Source organism: Salmonella sp. SJTUF15570 (genome assembly GCF_043357055.1).
Lineage (GTDB): Bacteria > Pseudomonadota > Gammaproteobacteria > Enterobacterales > Enterobacteriaceae > Salmonella > Salmonella enterica.
Map to the genome: position 1 here is coordinate 17756 of NZ_JBEUKJ010000021.1, position 15764 is coordinate 33519.

General features: G+C 55.5%; 16 protein-coding genes and 1 riboswitch. Of the genes, 8 read left to right on the forward strand and 8 right to left on the reverse strand.

What is annotated here, in order from left to right; translation table 11 throughout:
* Position 1 precedes the first annotated feature (1 nt).
* The 5 genes from thiS to rsd form a co-directional block, all read right to left on the reverse strand.
* Positions 2–202, reverse strand: a complete 201-nt coding sequence (gene thiS, locus ABVN44_RS23795) for a sulfur carrier protein ThiS (RefSeq protein ID WP_023231860.1) — start codon at positions 200–202, stop codon at positions 2–4.
* On the reverse strand, positions 183–941 hold the full coding sequence (thiF, locus tag ABVN44_RS23800) for a thiazole biosynthesis adenylyltransferase ThiF (protein WP_023231859.1): 759 nt from the start codon (positions 939–941) through the stop codon (positions 183–185). The genes thiS and thiF overlap by 20 nt, the downstream gene beginning before the upstream one ends.
* Positions 934–1569, reverse strand: a complete 636-nt coding sequence (gene thiE, locus ABVN44_RS23805; RefSeq protein ID WP_023231858.1) for a thiamine phosphate synthase — start codon at positions 1567–1569, stop codon at positions 934–936. The genes thiF and thiE overlap by 8 nt, the downstream gene beginning before the upstream one ends.
* Entirely contained in the window at positions 1569–3464 is a 1896-nt protein-coding gene (thiC, locus tag ABVN44_RS23810; RefSeq protein WP_023231857.1) for a phosphomethylpyrimidine synthase ThiC, read from the reverse strand. The genes thiE and thiC overlap by 1 nt, the downstream gene beginning before the upstream one ends.
* Before the next feature lie 86 nt (positions 3465–3550).
* Positions 3551–3774: riboswitch (TPP riboswitch) on the reverse strand.
* 53 nt (positions 3775–3827) lie between these two features.
* The gene (gene rsd / locus ABVN44_RS23815) at positions 3828–4316 is read right to left on the reverse strand and encodes a sigma D regulator (protein WP_000934315.1); all 489 of its coding nucleotides are present in this window, start codon (positions 4314–4316) and stop codon (positions 3828–3830) included.
* A 92-nt stretch (positions 4317–4408) separates the two neighbouring features.
* Between rsd and nudC the strand changes: the two genes are divergently transcribed.
* From nudC to ABVN44_RS23845, 6 genes are all read left to right on the forward strand, one after another.
* Positions 4409–5182: an NAD(+) diphosphatase gene (nudC, locus tag ABVN44_RS23820; RefSeq protein WP_000373956.1), complete on the forward strand. Its 774-nt coding sequence runs from the start codon at positions 4409–4411 to the stop codon at positions 5180–5182.
* Between the two features lie 40 nt (positions 5183–5222).
* A complete protein-coding gene (hemE, locus tag ABVN44_RS23825; protein WP_023231856.1) occupies positions 5223–6287 on the forward strand; it encodes a uroporphyrinogen decarboxylase in 1065 nt (354 codons plus the stop codon).
* Between the two features lie 9 nt (positions 6288–6296).
* The gene (gene nfi, locus ABVN44_RS23830; RefSeq protein ID WP_000362359.1) at positions 6297–6968 is read left to right on the forward strand and encodes a deoxyribonuclease V; all 672 of its coding nucleotides are present in this window, start codon (positions 6297–6299) and stop codon (positions 6966–6968) included.
* 41 nt (positions 6969–7009) lie between these two features.
* Entirely contained in the window at positions 7010–7600 is a 591-nt protein-coding gene (locus tag ABVN44_RS23835; protein WP_000940092.1) for a YjaG family protein, read from the forward strand.
* A 186-nt stretch (positions 7601–7786) separates the two neighbouring features.
* Positions 7787–8059: a nucleoid-associated protein HU-alpha gene (hupA, locus tag ABVN44_RS23840; protein ID WP_001044509.1), complete on the forward strand. Its 273-nt coding sequence runs from the start codon at positions 7787–7789 to the stop codon at positions 8057–8059.
* An 11-nt stretch (positions 8060–8070) separates the two neighbouring features.
* A complete protein-coding gene (locus ABVN44_RS23845) occupies positions 8071–8763 on the forward strand; it encodes a DUF1481 domain-containing protein (protein WP_001083940.1) in 693 nt (230 codons plus the stop codon).
* Between the two features lie 41 nt (positions 8764–8804).
* Here ABVN44_RS23845 and zraP read toward each other — a convergent pair whose 3' ends face one another.
* Positions 8805–9260, reverse strand: coding sequence for a zinc resistance sensor/chaperone ZraP (gene zraP / locus ABVN44_RS23850; RefSeq protein ID WP_000828129.1), 456 nt, complete (start codon positions 9258–9260; stop codon positions 8805–8807).
* Positions 9261–9513: 253 nt separating this feature from the next.
* Here zraP and zraS point away from each other — a divergent pair, with 253 nt between their 5' ends.
* Both zraS and zraR read left to right on the forward strand, forming a co-directional pair.
* Entirely contained in the window at positions 9514–10911 is a 1398-nt protein-coding gene (gene zraS, locus ABVN44_RS23855; protein WP_023231855.1) for a two-component system sensor histidine kinase ZraS, read from the forward strand.
* 5 nt (positions 10912–10916) lie between these two features.
* Positions 10917–12242: a sigma-54-dependent response regulator transcription factor ZraR gene (zraR, locus tag ABVN44_RS23860; RefSeq protein ID WP_000617928.1), complete on the forward strand. Its 1326-nt coding sequence runs from the start codon at positions 10917–10919 to the stop codon at positions 12240–12242.
* On the opposite strand, the gene purD is transcribed toward zraR, so the two are convergent.
* Together purD and purH are read right to left on the reverse strand one after the other, a co-directional pair.
* Entirely contained in the window at positions 12239–13528 is a 1290-nt protein-coding gene (gene purD, locus ABVN44_RS23865) for a phosphoribosylamine--glycine ligase (protein ID WP_000866771.1), read from the reverse strand. The two genes, zraR and purD, sit on opposite strands and share 4 nt — an antisense overlap.
* Positions 13529–13543: 15 nt before the next feature.
* A complete protein-coding gene (purH, locus tag ABVN44_RS23870) occupies positions 13544–15133 on the reverse strand; it encodes a bifunctional phosphoribosylaminoimidazolecarboxamide formyltransferase/IMP cyclohydrolase (RefSeq protein WP_023231854.1) in 1590 nt (529 codons plus the stop codon).
* Positions 15134–15764 lie beyond the last annotated feature (631 nt).

Sequence of the window (15764 nt, forward strand, 5' to 3'; positions counted from 1 at the left end):
ATCAACCCCCTGCAATAACCTGAAAAAGCAGGATCTGGTCGCCTTCCTGCACGATTTGCTGTTCCCACTGCTCGCGCGGCAGGATTTGTTGATTGAGCGCCACCGCCGCGCCCGGTTGAAGCTGATTAAGCGTAGCGAGCAGGCTGCTGACGGTTTGCCCTTCGGCGCACTGCATCGGTTCATCATTGAACTGAATCTGCATGTTGCCCTCCGCAGACCTGACAGCCGCTGGCACGACGCAGCGCCAGGCTGCGCCACTGGCTGGTTTTACCGTCAAACAGGCGTAGCTCGCCACTCGGCGTTTCCATCCCGCTGAGTAATTTGATTGCCTCCAGCGCCTGCAAAGTGCCCATCACGCCAACAACCGGTCCGACGATACCGGCGGTACGGCAGTTGCGTTCAGGCTCGACATCGTCAGGCCACAGGCAGCGGTAACAGCCTTGCTCCCACGGTGGCGTCAGTACCATCAATTGGCCGCCAAAGCCGACGGCGCTGGCGGTAATTAATGGTGTATTCAGTGCCACGCAGGCGGCGTTAATTTCCTGACGGGTCGCCATGTTGTCGGTACAGTCGAGCACTACGTCGGCGTGTGCTACCACATGCCGCAGTGCCTCGCCTTTTAGTCGCTGCTGCAGTGATACCAGTTCGATATCCGGGTTGAGCTGTGTCAGGCGCTGCTGGGCAACCTGAGATTTTGAACGCGCGATATCATCGGTGGTAAATAGAATCTGGCGCTGCAAATTGCTCAGATGAACATCGTCATCATCCGCCAGCGTCAGTGTGCCGATGCCTGCTCCCGCCAGATACAGCGCGGCAGGCGAACCCAATCCGCCTAAGCCGACAATCAATACATGGCTATTGAGCAGCTTTTGCTGGCCTTCAATGGCGATATCGCCGAGCAGGATTTGCCGACTGTAGCGCATAAAATCGCGGTCATTCATCGTCCACTCCCGCGATTGCCAGTAACTGCGCGGTAGCGGCGCGCCAGTCGGCGGCCTGGGTGATGGCGCTGACCACGGCAATACTGCCGACGCCGGTCGCCAGCACCGCCGGAGCGCGTTCAAGGCTGATGCCGCCAATCGCCACGGTGGGGTAATCCGCCAGTCGTTCAATATGACTGGCCAACTGCGCCAGTCCCTGCGGGGCGGAAGGCATCTGCTTGGTTTGCGTGGGGAAGACATGACCCAGCGCGATATAAGAAGGCTTAGCGGCGAGCGCGACGTCTATCTCCATATCATCGTGAGTGGATACGCCGAGGCGTAACCCCGCCGCCTGAATCGCCTTCAGGTCGGTGGTTTCAAGGTCTTCTTGGCCCAGATGTACGCCGTAGGCGCGGTGCTTAATCGCCAGCCGCCAGTAATCGTTGATAAACAGCCGGGCGTCATAACGACGCCCCAGCGCGATGGCGGCAATAACATCCGCTTCTACCTCTTCATCGCGCTTATCTTTGATACGCAACTGGATGGTGCGCACGCCCGCCTCCAGCAGGCGTTCAATCCATGCAACGCTGTCCACCACCGGGTAAAGCCCGAGGCGGAACGGCACGGTCGGGAAATCAGGCTGATACATCAGACTTCCTCCCGCTTGAGATAAATTTCGCCACCTTTGGCGCGGAAGTTTTCCGACATATCCGCCATGCCGACTTCAATGGCTTGCGCGGCGGCGTAATCGCGGACTTCCTGGCTGATTTTCATCGAGCAGAATTTTGGCCCGCACATCGAGCAAAAGTGCGCCACTTTGCCGGACTCCTGTGGCAGGGTTTCATCGTGATAAGCGCGGGCGGTGAACGGGTCGAGCGCGAGGTTAAACTGATCTTCCCAGCGGAATTCAAAGCGCGCTTTCGACATCGCGTTATCGCGAATCTGCGCGCCCGGATGGCCTTTCGCTAAGTCAGCAGCGTGGGCGGCGATTTTGTAGGTGATCAGCCCCTGCTTCACATCTTCTTTGTTTGGCAGGCCGAGATGTTCTTTCGGCGTCACGTAACACAGCATCGCACAGCCGAACCAGCCGATCATCGCGGCGCCAATGCCGGAGGTAAAGTGGTCATAGCCCGGCGCGATATCGGTGGTCAACGGCCCTAAGGTGTAGAACGGCGCTTCATGGCAGCTCTCCAGCTCTTCGGTCATGTTGCGCTGGATCATATGCATGGGTACATGACCCGGGCCTTCAATCATCACCTGCACGTCGTATTCCCAGGCGATTTTGGTCAATTCGCCCAGCGTATGCAGCTCGGAGAACTGCGCTTCGTCGTTGGCGTCCTGAATGGAGCCGGGACGCAGGCCGTCGCCCAGCGACAGGGAAACGTCGTAGGCGGCGCAGATTTCACAAATCTCGCGGAAATGTTCGAACAGGAAGTTCTCTTTGTGATGAGAAAGGCACCATTTCGCCATGATTGAACCGCCGCGTGAGACAATGCCGGTCAGGCGCTTGGCGGTCATCGGCACGTAGCGCAGCAGCACGCCCGCGTGGATGGTGAAGTAGTCGACGCCCTGTTCAGCCTGCTCCAGCAGCGTGTCGCGGAACGCTTCCCAGGTAAGATCTTCGGCGATCCCGTTGACCTTTTCCAGCGCCTGGTAGATCGGGACGGTGCCGATCGGTACCGGGCTGTTACGTAGGATCCACTCACGGGTTTCGTGAATATAGCGACCGGTGGAAAGGTCCATTACCGTATCCGCCCCCCAGCGGGTCGACCAGACCAGTTTTTCCACCTCTTCTTCGATGGAGGAGGTGACCGCCGAGTTGCCGATGTTGGCATTCACTTTGACCAGGAAGTTGCGGCCGATAATCATCGGCTCGGATTCCGGGTGGTTGATGTTGGCGGGAATAATCGCGCGGCCCGCGGCGACTTCATCACGCACGAATTCCGGCGTAATGTTTTCCGGCAGGCGCGCGCCAAAGTTCATGCCCGGATGCTGGTGGCGCAGCACTTCACTGCGAATGCGCTCGCGGCCCATATTTTCACGGATGGCGATGAACTCCATTTCGGGAGTGACGATCCCCTGGCGGGCGTAATGTAACTGGGTGACGCGCTTGCCCGCTTTAGCGCGTTTCGGCGTCAGCAGGCCGGTAAAACGCAGATCGTCCAGGCCATCGTCGGCCAGACGTTCTTTGGTGTAAGCCGAGCTACGGTCGTCCAATTCTTCGCTATCGTTACGTGCGTCAATCCACGGCTGGCGCAGTTTCGCCAGACCCTGCTGGACGTTAATCGCCACCTCAGGATCGCCATACGGGCCGGAGGTGTCGTACACCGGCACGGCTTCGTTCTCTTCAAACTGCGGGTTGTCTTTGCTGCCGCCGATGAGCGTCGGGCTCAGTTGAATTTCGCGCATCGGTACGCGAATATCATGCTGCGAACCGGTCACGTAGATGCGTTTCGAGTTGGGAAAGGCAGTCCCTTCCAGCGTATCGATAAAATGCTGGGCTTTAGCGCGCTGCTCGCGGCGGGTTAACGTTGTTGTAGACATAGCTCATTCCAAAAAATTAAGGACGTGGCTTGTCAGACGACGGATGGAGTAATGGATGTGCGCCGCCCGTAAAGGCAGCAGCATAAAGCAGAATTACTCTTGTTCCCTTCGCAGGTATTAACCTGATCAGGTTCCGCGGATCCCGAATTAACGGTCTCAGCCTTTTCCACTTCATCCTTCGCGCTGCCTCTTCGTTGGCTTTGTCCGCTCACTCCAGTCACTTACTTATGTAAGCTCCTGGAGATTCACCGACTTGCCGCCTTGACGCATCACGAACGCTTTTGTGGAAAATTAGCACTCCGACAAGATAACCGCCCCTCCGAAGAGGGGGCTGAAGTAAACTACCCGTTACTCGCGCAGAACTCAAGCGGGACGTTTGACTCTGGCGCCGTCGTGCATCGCGTCAAACACCAGCATAATCAGCTTGTCTTCCAGCACAAAGCGGGCTTCCAGCGCTTCGCCGATATCTGACAGAGCTTGTTGAAATTCGAGACAATTATCGTGATCGATGGCAGTTTCCAGGCTGGTGTCGTAATAATCCATAATGCGCTGCGTATTATCTTCCAGCAGCGGCCAGATTTTTGCCGCATGTAAAAGCTGACCGTTTCCTTCCAATTTATGGAGAATACGTTCATAAATACTGAAGTGCCCGGCGGAAAGGTAATCGACCAGGCTCTGACAAAAATCATCCAGCGCTTTTTCATTCAGCCGCATGTACGATTCTTTGCCAGGCTTAATGCCAACCAGATTGTAGTAAGCCACGAGCAGGTGCTTACGTACATCCAGCCAGCGATCGACCAGTTTGTTGCTTCCGCCAACGCGCTCCGTCAGGTTTTCCAGCTGGTTTAGCATGATTGTCTCCGCAAGTTAGATAAAGGCTGCTCGCCATGAATGTAAAAATAATGTTAACAACATGCCAGTGAAGCAAAGGTAGTGCAAGAGCTATGGATCGTATAATTGAAAAATTAGAGAGTGGCTGGTGGATCGTCAGCCATGAACAAAAATTATGGTTGCCGTATGGGGAATTACCACACGGGCTGGCGGCAAATTTCGATCTTGTGGGGCAGCGCGCACTCCGGATAGGTGAATGGCAAGGCGAGCCCGTCTGGCTGGTGTTACAGCATCGACGCCATGATATGGGATCGGTTCGCCAGGTTATCGATCAGGATGCCGGGTTGTTCCAACTGGCGGGACGTGGCGTACAGTTGGCGGAGTTTTACCGATCGCATAAATTTTGCGGCTATTGCGGGCACCCTATGCACCCGAGTAAAACCGAATGGGCGATGCTGTGCAGCCATTGCCGCGAGCGTTACTACCCGCAAATCGCCCCCTGCATTATTGTTGCCATTCGCCGTGAGGATTCCATCCTGCTGGCCCAGCACGTTCGCCACCGCAACGGCGTGCATACCGTGCTAGCCGGGTTTGTTGAAGTCGGCGAAACCTTAGAACAGGCGGTCGCGCGTGAAGTGATGGAGGAGAGCGGCATTAAGGTGAAAAATCTGCGCTATGTGACTTCCCAGCCGTGGCCTTTCCCGCAGTCGCTGATGACCGCTTTTATGGCGGAGTACGACAGCGGCGATATCGTCATCGACCCGAAAGAACTGTTGGAAGCAAATTGGTACCGTTATGACGATCTGCCGCTACTGCCGCCGCCGGGCACCGTCGCGCGCCGTTTGATCGAAGATACGGTGGCAATGTGTCGGGCTGAATATGATTGACATGTTACACTGGGCGCATCAACGCTAAAGGAATGTAAAAATGACCGAACTCAAAAACGATCGTTATCTACGTGCGCTGCTGCGCCAGCCCGTTGATGTTACGCCAGTGTGGATGATGCGCCAGGCGGGCCGTTATCTACCGGAGTACAAAGCCACTCGCGCTCAGGCGGGCGATTTTATGTCGCTGTGCAAAAATGCCGAACTGGCCTGCGAGGTCACTTTACAGCCGCTGCGCCGTTATCCGCTTGATGCGGCGATCCTTTTCTCGGATATCCTGACGATTCCGGACGCGATGGGCCTGGGGCTCTATTTTGAAGCTGGGGAAGGCCCGCGCTTTACGGCCCCTGTCACCTGCAAAGCCGATGTCGATAAGCTGCCTATTCCCGATCCGGAGGATGAACTGGGCTACGTGATGAATGCGGTACGCACGATTCGCCGCGAACTAAAAGGCGAGGTTCCTCTGATCGGCTTCTCCGGCAGCCCGTGGACGCTGGCGACTTACATGGTGGAAGGCGGCAGTAGCAAAGCCTTCACGGTGATTAAAAAGATGATGTACGCTGACCCGCAGGCGTTGCATCTGCTGCTGGATAAGTTGTCGAAAAGCGTCACGCTGTACCTCAACGCGCAAATCAAAGCGGGCGCGCAGTCGGTGATGATTTTCGACACCTGGGGCGGCGTGCTGACTGGCCGCGATTACCAGCAGTTCTCCCTCTACTACATGCATAAAATCGTCGATGGCCTGCTGCGTGAAAACGACGGTCGCTGCGTGCCGGTAACGCTGTTCACTAAAGGTGGCGGTCAGTGGCTGGAGGCGATGGCGGAAACCGGCTGCGACGCGCTGGGTCTCGACTGGACGACAGATATCGCCGATGCGCGCCGTCGCGTTGGCCATAAAGTGGCGCTGCAGGGCAATATGGACCCCTCGATGCTGTATGCGCCGCCGGCACGGATCGAAGACGAAGTAGCGACTATACTTGCTGGTTTCGGTCAGGGAGAAGGGCACGTCTTTAACCTTGGACATGGCATCCATCAGGATGTGCCGCCAGAACATGCTGGCGCATTTGTGGAGGCAGTGCACCGACTTTCTGCGCAGTATCACAACTAAGGAGTTAGTATGGATCTCGCGTCGCTACGCGCTCAACAGATAGAACTTGCTTCATCGGTTTGCCGCGAAGATCGCCTGGACAAAGATCCGCCAGCGTTTATCGGCGGGGCGGACGTCGGTTTTGAGCAGGGGGGCGAGGTGACGCGGGCGGCGATGGTATTGCTGAAATATCCGTCGCTTGAACTGGTCGAGTACAAGGTGGCGCGTATTGCCACCACCATGCCGTATATCCCCGGCTTTCTCTCTTTTCGTGAATATCCTGCTCTGCTGGCGGCGTGGGAACAGCTCTCGCAAAAGCCCGATTTGCTGTTTGTGGACGGTCACGGTATTTCGCATCCGCGTCGGCTTGGCGTCGCCAGTCATTTTGGACTGTTGGTGGACGTGCCGACCATCGGCGTAGCGAAAAAACGGCTATGCGGTAAATTTGAGCCACTTTCCGCCGAACCTGGCGCACTTAGCCCCTTAATGGATAAAGGCGAGCAACTGGCGTGGGTATGGCGCAGCAAGGCGCGCTGTAATCCGCTGTTTATCGCGACAGGGCACCGGGTCAGTACTGACAGCGCGCTGGCGTGGGTACAGCGCTGTATGAAAGGGTATCGCCTGCCGGAGCCGACGCGCTGGGCGGATGCCGTCGCTTCCGGACGTCCGGCGTTTGTTCGTTGGCAAGAAATTCAGCGCTGATTCAGGTAAACTGCCGCTAATTTCCGATTCGAGATTCCATCATGTTACAAAACCCGATTCATTTGCGTCTGGAGCGGCTGGAAAGCTGGCAGCACGTTACCTTTATGGCCTGCTTGTGCGAGCGCATGTACCCGAACTACGCCATGTTTTGCAAGCAGACGGAATTCGGCGACGGACAGATCTACCGTCGCATTCTGGATCTGATCTGGGAAACCCTGACGGTGAAAGATGCAAAGGTCAATTTCGATAGCCAACTGGAGAAGTTTGAAGAGGCAATTCCGGCAGCTGACGACTATGATCTGTACGGCGTTTACCCGGCGATTGATGCCTGCGTCGCATTAAGCGAATTAATGCATTCTCGTCTTAGCGGCGAAACGCTGGAACACGCTATTGAGGTTAGTAAGACTTCCATTACTACGGTGGCGATGTTGGAAATGACTCAGGCTGGTCGGGAAATGACCGATGAGGAGCTCAAAACGAACCCTGCCGTTGAACAGGAATGGGATATTCAGTGGGAAATATTCCGACTTTTAGCCGACTGCGAAGAACGCGATATTGAACTGATAAAAGGGCTCAGGGCAGACCTGCGCGAGGCTGGTGAGAGCAATATCGGTATAAATTTTCAGCAATGACACCAGAAAACGTGATTTAACGTCTGATTTGTCGTGCCATAAGGCTTCCCTTATGCCCCCCGTCTGGTCTACATTTGGGAGGCGAAAAAAAGTGGCTATCGGTGCGTGTATGCAGGAGAGTGCTTTTCTGGCATTTCCGTCGCACTCGATGCTTAGCAAGCGATAAACACATTGTAAGGATAACTTATGAACAAGACTCAACTGATTGATGTAATTGCAGACAAAGCAGAACTGTCCAAAACCCAGGCTAAAGCTGCTCTGGAATCCACTCTGGCTGCTATTACTGAGTCTCTGAAAGAAGGCGATGCTGTACAACTGGTTGGTTTCGGTACCTTCAAAGTGAACCACCGTGCTGAGCGCACTGGCCGTAACCCACAGACCGGTAAAGAAATCAAAATCGCCGCCGCTAACGTACCGGCGTTTGTTTCTGGTAAAGCTCTGAAAGACGCAGTTAAGTAAGACGCGTAACTGTGAACAGTTTTATCGAAGGGGCTTATCAGCCCCTTTTGTCCGTCTGGCGTCGCGCGTTTCTGTTTTCTGGCGCGCTGTTGCTGACTGCCTGCAGTCATAACGCTTCACCGCCTCCGTTTACTGCCAGCGGCTTTGCCGGCGATCACGGCGCGGTGCGTATCTGGCGTAAAGATACGAACGATGAAGTCCATCTGCTTTCTGTTTTTAGCCCGTGGCATAGCGGCAGCACGACGACCAGCGAATATCGTTGGCAGGGTGATACGCTTTCGCTTATTGAACTCAATATTTACAGCAAACCGCCAGAACATATTCGCGCGCGTTTCGACGCTCATGGCGAACTCAGTTTTATGCAGCGTGAAGTTGGGGGGCAGAAGCAGCAGCTTTCCAACGATCAGATTGCCTTGTATCGCTATCGCGCCGAACAAATCCGTCAGACCAGCGACGCCTTGCGCCTGGGGCGGGTCATACTACGCCAGGGACGCTGGCACGCCGACCATACGGTAACCACCTGTGAAGGTGAAACGCTGAAACCGGATCTGGATTCCTGGGCAATAAGCCACATTGAGCGCCGCCAGAACCACTCATCGGTAGAGGTGAGCGTAGCATGGCTGGAGGCGCCGGAAGGATCGCAACTTTTGCTGGTGGCGAATTCAGATTTCTGTCACTGGCAGCCGCAAGCGAAAACCTTTTGATGGAATACCGAATGGCGAAGCCGCCATTCGGCAAACATGCTTTACCAGTTTCCCATACCCATATGACCGCCGCCGCGATGATAACCGCCGCCATAGCCGCCGCAACCGCCATAGCCCATTCCTGCGCCGCGTGGTATGCCAGCCTGCGCCATCGCGACATCCCGTTTCACGCGTTGCTCATCTAACTTCTGGCCTAATGACTCCATCTCTTTGGCAACCGCGTTAATTTTCGCAGTATCCGGCGAACTGGCGGTCAGTAGCGCGTTGTATTCATAACGTTTGGATATCAGTTGCTGGCGCAGCGCGCTGGTCTGCGTATAGTAATCATCATAAATCTTCTGCGCCGTCGCCTGCTGTTCCGTAGTTAACGGGCTACCTCCCTGTTGCCACATACCGTCATTGTTGCCCCAGTGATGCCCAGCGAAGGCGGCGCCGGAGCTCAGGGCCAAAAGAGAGAGGGCGATTAGCGCGATAGCTGATTTATTGTTCCGTTTCATTTTGCGTTCTCCTGTTGCTCATCTTATCCTCTCTCTTGCATCTTCCGTGCCAGATAACTATTCCTTGTCGGGCAGCGAGTTAACCCGCTTCAGGCGGCAAAAAGCGAGTAAAAATGACTCGCATGACCCGCCTGGCGAGTCATTTTTACCCATCCGTATCCGAAAGGGTGTGCGACAACGCGCGGTTATGCGGAGCGAAGAATGGCATGATCTCTGCTTAAGTAAGGAAAATAAAAACGAGCCGGGGAAGCCTGTGAGTTTTATACGATTACATAAAGATGCCGCTGCAACGTGGTTGAGTCGGCTGTTACCTGCGGCGATCTTCATTCTGGTGGGGCTATTTTCCATTATGGTCATTCGCGACTATGGCCGTGAGAGCGCTGCCGCCAGGCAGACGCTGCTGGAAAAGGGAAATGTACTCATTCGCGCTCTGGAGTCCGGCACGCGAGTAGGTATGGGAATGCGGATGCATCACGCGCAGCAGCAGACATTGCTGGAAGAGATGGCGGGTCAGCCAGGCGTGTTGTGGTTCGCTGTAACGGATGCGCAGGGGGTAATCATCACTCATAGCAACCCTGGCATGGTGGGCAAATCGCTCTATTCCCTATCTGAAATGCATCAACTAAACCCCGGGCCGCAGGAGCGTTGGCGGCGTGTCGACGTTGCTGCTAACGGCGAGACGGTGCCTGCGCTGGAAATTTACCGTCAGTTCCAGCCGCTTTTCGGTATGAGAGGTCACGGTATGAGGGGGCACGGCATGGCGCGTAGCGCCAATGACAACGAACCAGCGAAACAAACTATTTTTATTGCCTTTGACGCCAGCGAGCTGGCCGCGACACAGGCAAGGGAGTGGCGTAATACGCTGATTGTTTTGTCTGCGTTAGCGACGGTGCTGTTGGCAACGTTACTGGCGTTTTTTTGGCATCAGCGTTATCAGCGCTCACACAGAGAACTGCTTGATGCAATGAAGCGTAAAGAAAAGCTGGTGGCGATGGGGCATCTGGCGGCGGGCGTCGCGCACGAAATTCGTAACCCGCTCTCGTCCATCAAAGGGCTGGCGAAATACTTTGCCGAGCGCACGCCTGCCGGCGGCGAGTCGCATGAACTGGCGCAGGTGATGGCCAAAGAGGCCGACCGTTTGAACCGGGTGGTAAGCGAATTGCTCGAACTGGTAAAGCCCGCGCATCTGACGCTCCAGGCGGTTAACCTCAATGATATTATTACTCACTCCCTGAATCTGGTCAGTCAGGATGCCCAAAGCAGAGAGATTCAGTTGAAATTCACGGCGAATGAGACGCTTAAGCGTATTCAGGCTGACCCGGACAGGCTGACTCAGGTGCTATTGAATTTGTACCTGAACGCTATTCATGCGATTGGCCGCCAGGGAACGATTACCGTAGAGGCAAAAGAAAGTGGGACCGACCGCGTTATCATCACTGTTACCGATAGCGGGAAAGGGATCGCCCCGGATCAGCTGGAGGCGATTTTTACACCTTATTTTACGACCAAAGCTGACGGGACAGGCCTGGGGCTGGCGGTGGTGCAAAATATCATCGAACAGCATGGCGGTGCGATTAAGGTGAAAAGTATTGAGGGTAAAGGCGCGGTCTTTACTATCTGGTTGCCAGTGATAGCGAGACAACAGGATTAACAAGGGTGATACGCGGAAAAATCGATATTCTGGTTGTGGATGATGATGTAAGCCACTGCACGATTTTACAGGCGCTGCTTCGGGGCTGGGGCTATAACGTCGCTCTGGCCTACAGTGGGCATGATGCGTTGGCTCAGGTGCGTGAGAAAGTCTTTGATCTGGTACTGTGCGATGTGCGTATGGCGGAGATGGACGGTATCGCCACGCTGAAGGAGATTAAAGCGCTCAATCCCGCCATTCCGATTTTGATTATGACGGCATTTTCCAGCGTGGAAACGGCGGTAGAGGCGTTGAAAGCCGGCGCGCTTGACTATTTAATTAAACCGCTGGATTTTGACCGTCTGCAGGAGACGCTGGAAAAGGCGTTGGCGCATACGCGGGAAACGGGCGCTGAATTGCCATCGGCGTCGGCTGCGCAGTTTGGCATGATTGGCAGCAGCCCGGCGATGCAACATTTACTGAATGAAATCGCGATGGTCGCACCATCAGACGCCACGGTATTGATTCACGGAGACTCCGGCACGGGTAAAGAGCTGGTGGCGCGGGCGCTACACGCCTGTAGCGCCCGGAGCGATAAACCGCTGGTCACGCTCAACTGCGCGGCGCTTAATGAATCGCTGCTGGAGTCTGAGCTGTTCGGACACGAAAAAGGCGCGTTTACCGGTGCGGATAAACGTCGGGAGGGACGCTTTGTCGAAGCTGACGGCGGGACATTGTTTCTTGATGAAATCGGCGATATCTCGCCGTTAATGCAGGTACGTTTGCTGCGGGCGATTCAGGAGCGCGAAGTGCAACGCGTGGGAAGTAACCAGACGATATCTGTGGATGTTCGGTTAATTGCCGCTACCCACCGCGATCTGGCGGAAGAGGTGAGTGCTGGTCGTTTTCGCCAGGATCTCTATTACCGCCTGAATGTGGTGGCGATTGAAATGCCTTCTTTGCGCCAGCGTCGGGAAGATATTCCGCTACTGGCAGACCATTTTCTGCGGCGTTTTGCCGAACGTAACCGAAAAGCGGTGAAGGGGTTTACGCCGCAGGCGATGGATCTGCTGATCCACTACGACTGGCCGGGCAATATCCGTGAGCTGGAAAACGCTATCGAGCGGGCGGTGGTGTTGCTGACGGGAGAATACATTTCTGAACGCGAATTGCCTCTCGCTATTGCCGCGACGCCGATAAAAACGGAATACAGTGGTGAGATCCAACCGCTGGTGGACGTCGAAAAAGAGGTGATTCTGGCTGCGCTGGAAAAAACGGGCGGCAACAAAACGGAAGCCGCCCGCCAATTGGGCATTACGCGCAAAACGCTGCTGGCTAAACTCAGCCGTTAGTTTTGCTCACGCTCAATGGCGCGCCAGCCGATGTCGTTACGGCTGAAGCTGCCGTCCCAGCGGATGTCGGTCATCAAGGCGTAAGCGCGTTTCTGCGCCTCAGCCACGGTGTGGCCCAGCGCGGTGGCGCACAGTACGCGACCGCCGCTGGTCAGCACACGGTCGTCATCGGCGAGTTTGGTGCCCGCGTGGAAAACCTTACCGTCAGCCACTTCTTCCAGCGGCAGGCCGTGGATCTCATCGCCAGTGTTGTAGTTGCCCGGATAACCGCCCGCGGCGATCACCACGCCTAATGAAGCGCGCTCGTCCCACTCGGAGGTTTTCTCATCCAGCTTGCCGTCGCAGGCGGCCAGGCAAAGATCCACCAGATCCGACTTCATGCGCAGCATGATCGGCTGGGTTTCCGGATCGCCGAAGCGGCAGTTGAACTCGATCACTTTTGGGTTGCCCTGCTTGTCGATCATCAGACCCGCGTACAGGAAGCCGGTATAGGTATTCCCTTCTGCCGCCATGCCTTTCACGGTTGGCCAGATGATCCGTTCCATGGTGCGCTGGTGGACTTCATCGGTCACCACTGGAGCCGGAGAGTAAGCCCCCATGCCGCCGGTGTTCGGGCCGGTATCGCCGTTGCCTACGCGTTTGTGATCCTGGCTGGTGGCCATCGGCAGCACGTGCTCGCCGTCGACCATCACGATAAAGCTCGCTTCTTCGCCGTCGAGGAACTCCTCAATCACGATACGGTGGCCCGCGTCGCCAAAGGCGTTGCCTGCCAGCATGTCATGAACGGCGGCTTCGGCTTCTTCCAGCGTCATCGCCACGATAACGCCTTTACCGGCGGCCAGACCATCGGCCTTGATGACGATCGGCGCGCCTTTCTCACGCAGATAAGCCAGGGCAGGCTCAATCTCGGTGAAATTCTGGTATTCCGCCGTCGGAATCTGGTGACGAGCGAGGAAATCTTTGGTGAAGGCTTTGGAGCCTTCCAGTTGCGCGGCGCCTTCGGTTGGGCCGAAGATCTTCAGGCCCGCCGCGCGGAACGCATCGACCACGCCAATCACCAGCGGCGCTTCCGGGCCGACGATGGTCAGATCAATCTTCTCGTTCTGGGCAAAGCTCAGCAGCGCTGGAATATCGGTGACGCCGATAGCCACGTTCTGCAACGCAGGCTCCAGCGCGGTACCGGCGTTACCCGGTGCGACAAAAACGGTATCAACCAGCGGCGACTGTGCGGCTTTCCAGGCCAGCGCGTGTTCGCGCCCGCCATTACCAATGACTAAAACTTTCATCGTCTGCTCCCTGAATTAATGGCGGAAGTGGCGCATGTCGGTGAAGATCATCGCAATGCCGTGTTCATCGGCAGCGGCAATGACTTCATCATCACGGATAGAACCGCCAGGCTGGATAACGCAGCTCACGCCAACGGCGGCAGCGGCATCAATACCGTCACGGAATGGGAAGAAGGCGTCAGAGGCCATCGCGGAGCCTTTCACTTCCAGACCTTCGTCAGCCGCTTTAATCCCGGCGATTTTGGCGGAGTACACGCGGCTCATCTGGCCTGCGCCTATGCCGATGGTCATGTTCTCTTTGGCATACACAATGGCGTTGGATTTCACGAACTTTGCCACTTTCCAGCAGAACAGCGCATCGCGCAGTTCCTGCTCAGTCGGCTGGCGTTTAGAGACCACGCGCAGTTCAGCTTCGCTCACCATACCCAGATCCCTGTCCTGAACCAGCAGGCCGCCGTTAACGCGTTTAAAGTCGAGGCCCGGTACGCGCTGTGCCCACTGGCCACAGGTCAGGACGCGAACGTTCTGTTTAGCGGCAGTGATCTTCAGCGCTTCTTCGGTTGCAGATGGGGCGATGATCACTTCCACGAACTGGCGGGAGATGATGGCCTGCGCGGTTTCAGCATCCAGCTCGCGGTTAAAGGCGATGATGCCGCCAAACGCGGAGGTTGGGTCTGTTTTATAAGCACGATCGTAAGCGTCAAGAATAGAGGTGCTTACCGCGACGCCGCATGGGTTAGCGTGCTTGACGATAACGCAGGCTGGCTCGCTGAACTCTTTCACACACTCCAGCGCCGCATCGGTATCGGCGATGTTGTTATAGGAGAGCGCTTTGCCTTGAACCTGCTGTGCGGTGGCAACGGACGCTTCTTTGACGTTCTCTTCTATATAGAAGGCTGCCTGCTGGTGGCTGTTCTCGCCGTAGCGCATATCCTGCTTCTTAATGAAGTTCAGGTTTAGCGTACGCGGGAAGCGACCGGCGGCTTCTTTGCTTTCACCGTGGTAGGCCGGAACCATGCTGCCGAAGTAGTTAGCGATCATGCTGTCGTAGGCGGCGGTGTGTTCGAAGGCTTTAATCGCGAGATCGAAACGGGTGTCGAGGGTCAGAGAACCTTCGTTAGCATCCATCTCTTTAATAATGGCGTCGTAGTCGCTGCTCTTCACCACGATAGCGACGTCTTTATGGTTCTTCGCGGCGGAGCGCACCATGGTCGGGCCGCCGATATCAATGTTCTCTACCGCATCTTCCAGCGAGCAGCCAACGCGTGCCACAGTCTCGGCGAACGGATACAGGTTAACGACAACCATATCGATAGGGGCGATGTGGTGCTGTTCCATAATGGCATCGTCCTGGCCGCGGCGACCGAGGATGCCGCCGTGGACTTTTGGATGCAGGGTCTTTACGCGTCCATCCATCATTTCCGGGAAACCGGTGTAATCGGAAACTTCGGTCACCGGCAGGCCTTTTTCTGCTAACAGGCGGGCTGTGCCCCCCGTAGACAGCAGCTCCACACCGCGTGCGGAAAGTGCCTGGGCGAATTCGATGATACCGGCCTTGTCAGAAACACTGAGCAGAGCGCGGCGGACTGGACGACGTTGTTGCATGGTAAATCCCCTGGATTTGACGATTACAGAGAGCGTTAGCTGAATTTTTCGTGAAAAACTCAGCTAACGCCCCTTATGGGGTATTCTCATTTTGCGGCGACATTGTAACGAAAACGTTTGCGCAACGCTCGCGAATTTTTCTTTTTAAATTCTGGCCCCGCTTTTATCCCTGAAAGATCGTTTGCAGAGTGAGAAGATCCAGGAAATGAACGCGAATTTTGTGGATAAGTCTGTGCGTAAATGGGTATAACCAGGGGTTTTGCTGGGGAATGCAGCAAACAGTCATTTTTCTGCAATTTTTCTATTGCGGTCAGCAGAGAACTCCCTATAATGCGCCTCCATCGACACGGCGGATGTGAATCACTTCACACAAACAGCCGGTCGGTTGAAGAGAAAAATCCTGAAATTCAGGGTTGACTCTGAAAGAGGAAAGCGTAATATACGCCACCTCGCAACGGTGAGCGAAAGCCGCGTTGCACTGCTCTTTAACAATTTATCAGACAATCTGTGTGGGCACTCGAAGATACGGATTCTTGACGTCCTCGGACGAAAAATGAATACCAAGTCTCAAGAGTGAACACGTAATTCATTACGAAGTTTAATTCATTGAGCATCAAACTTTTAAATTGAA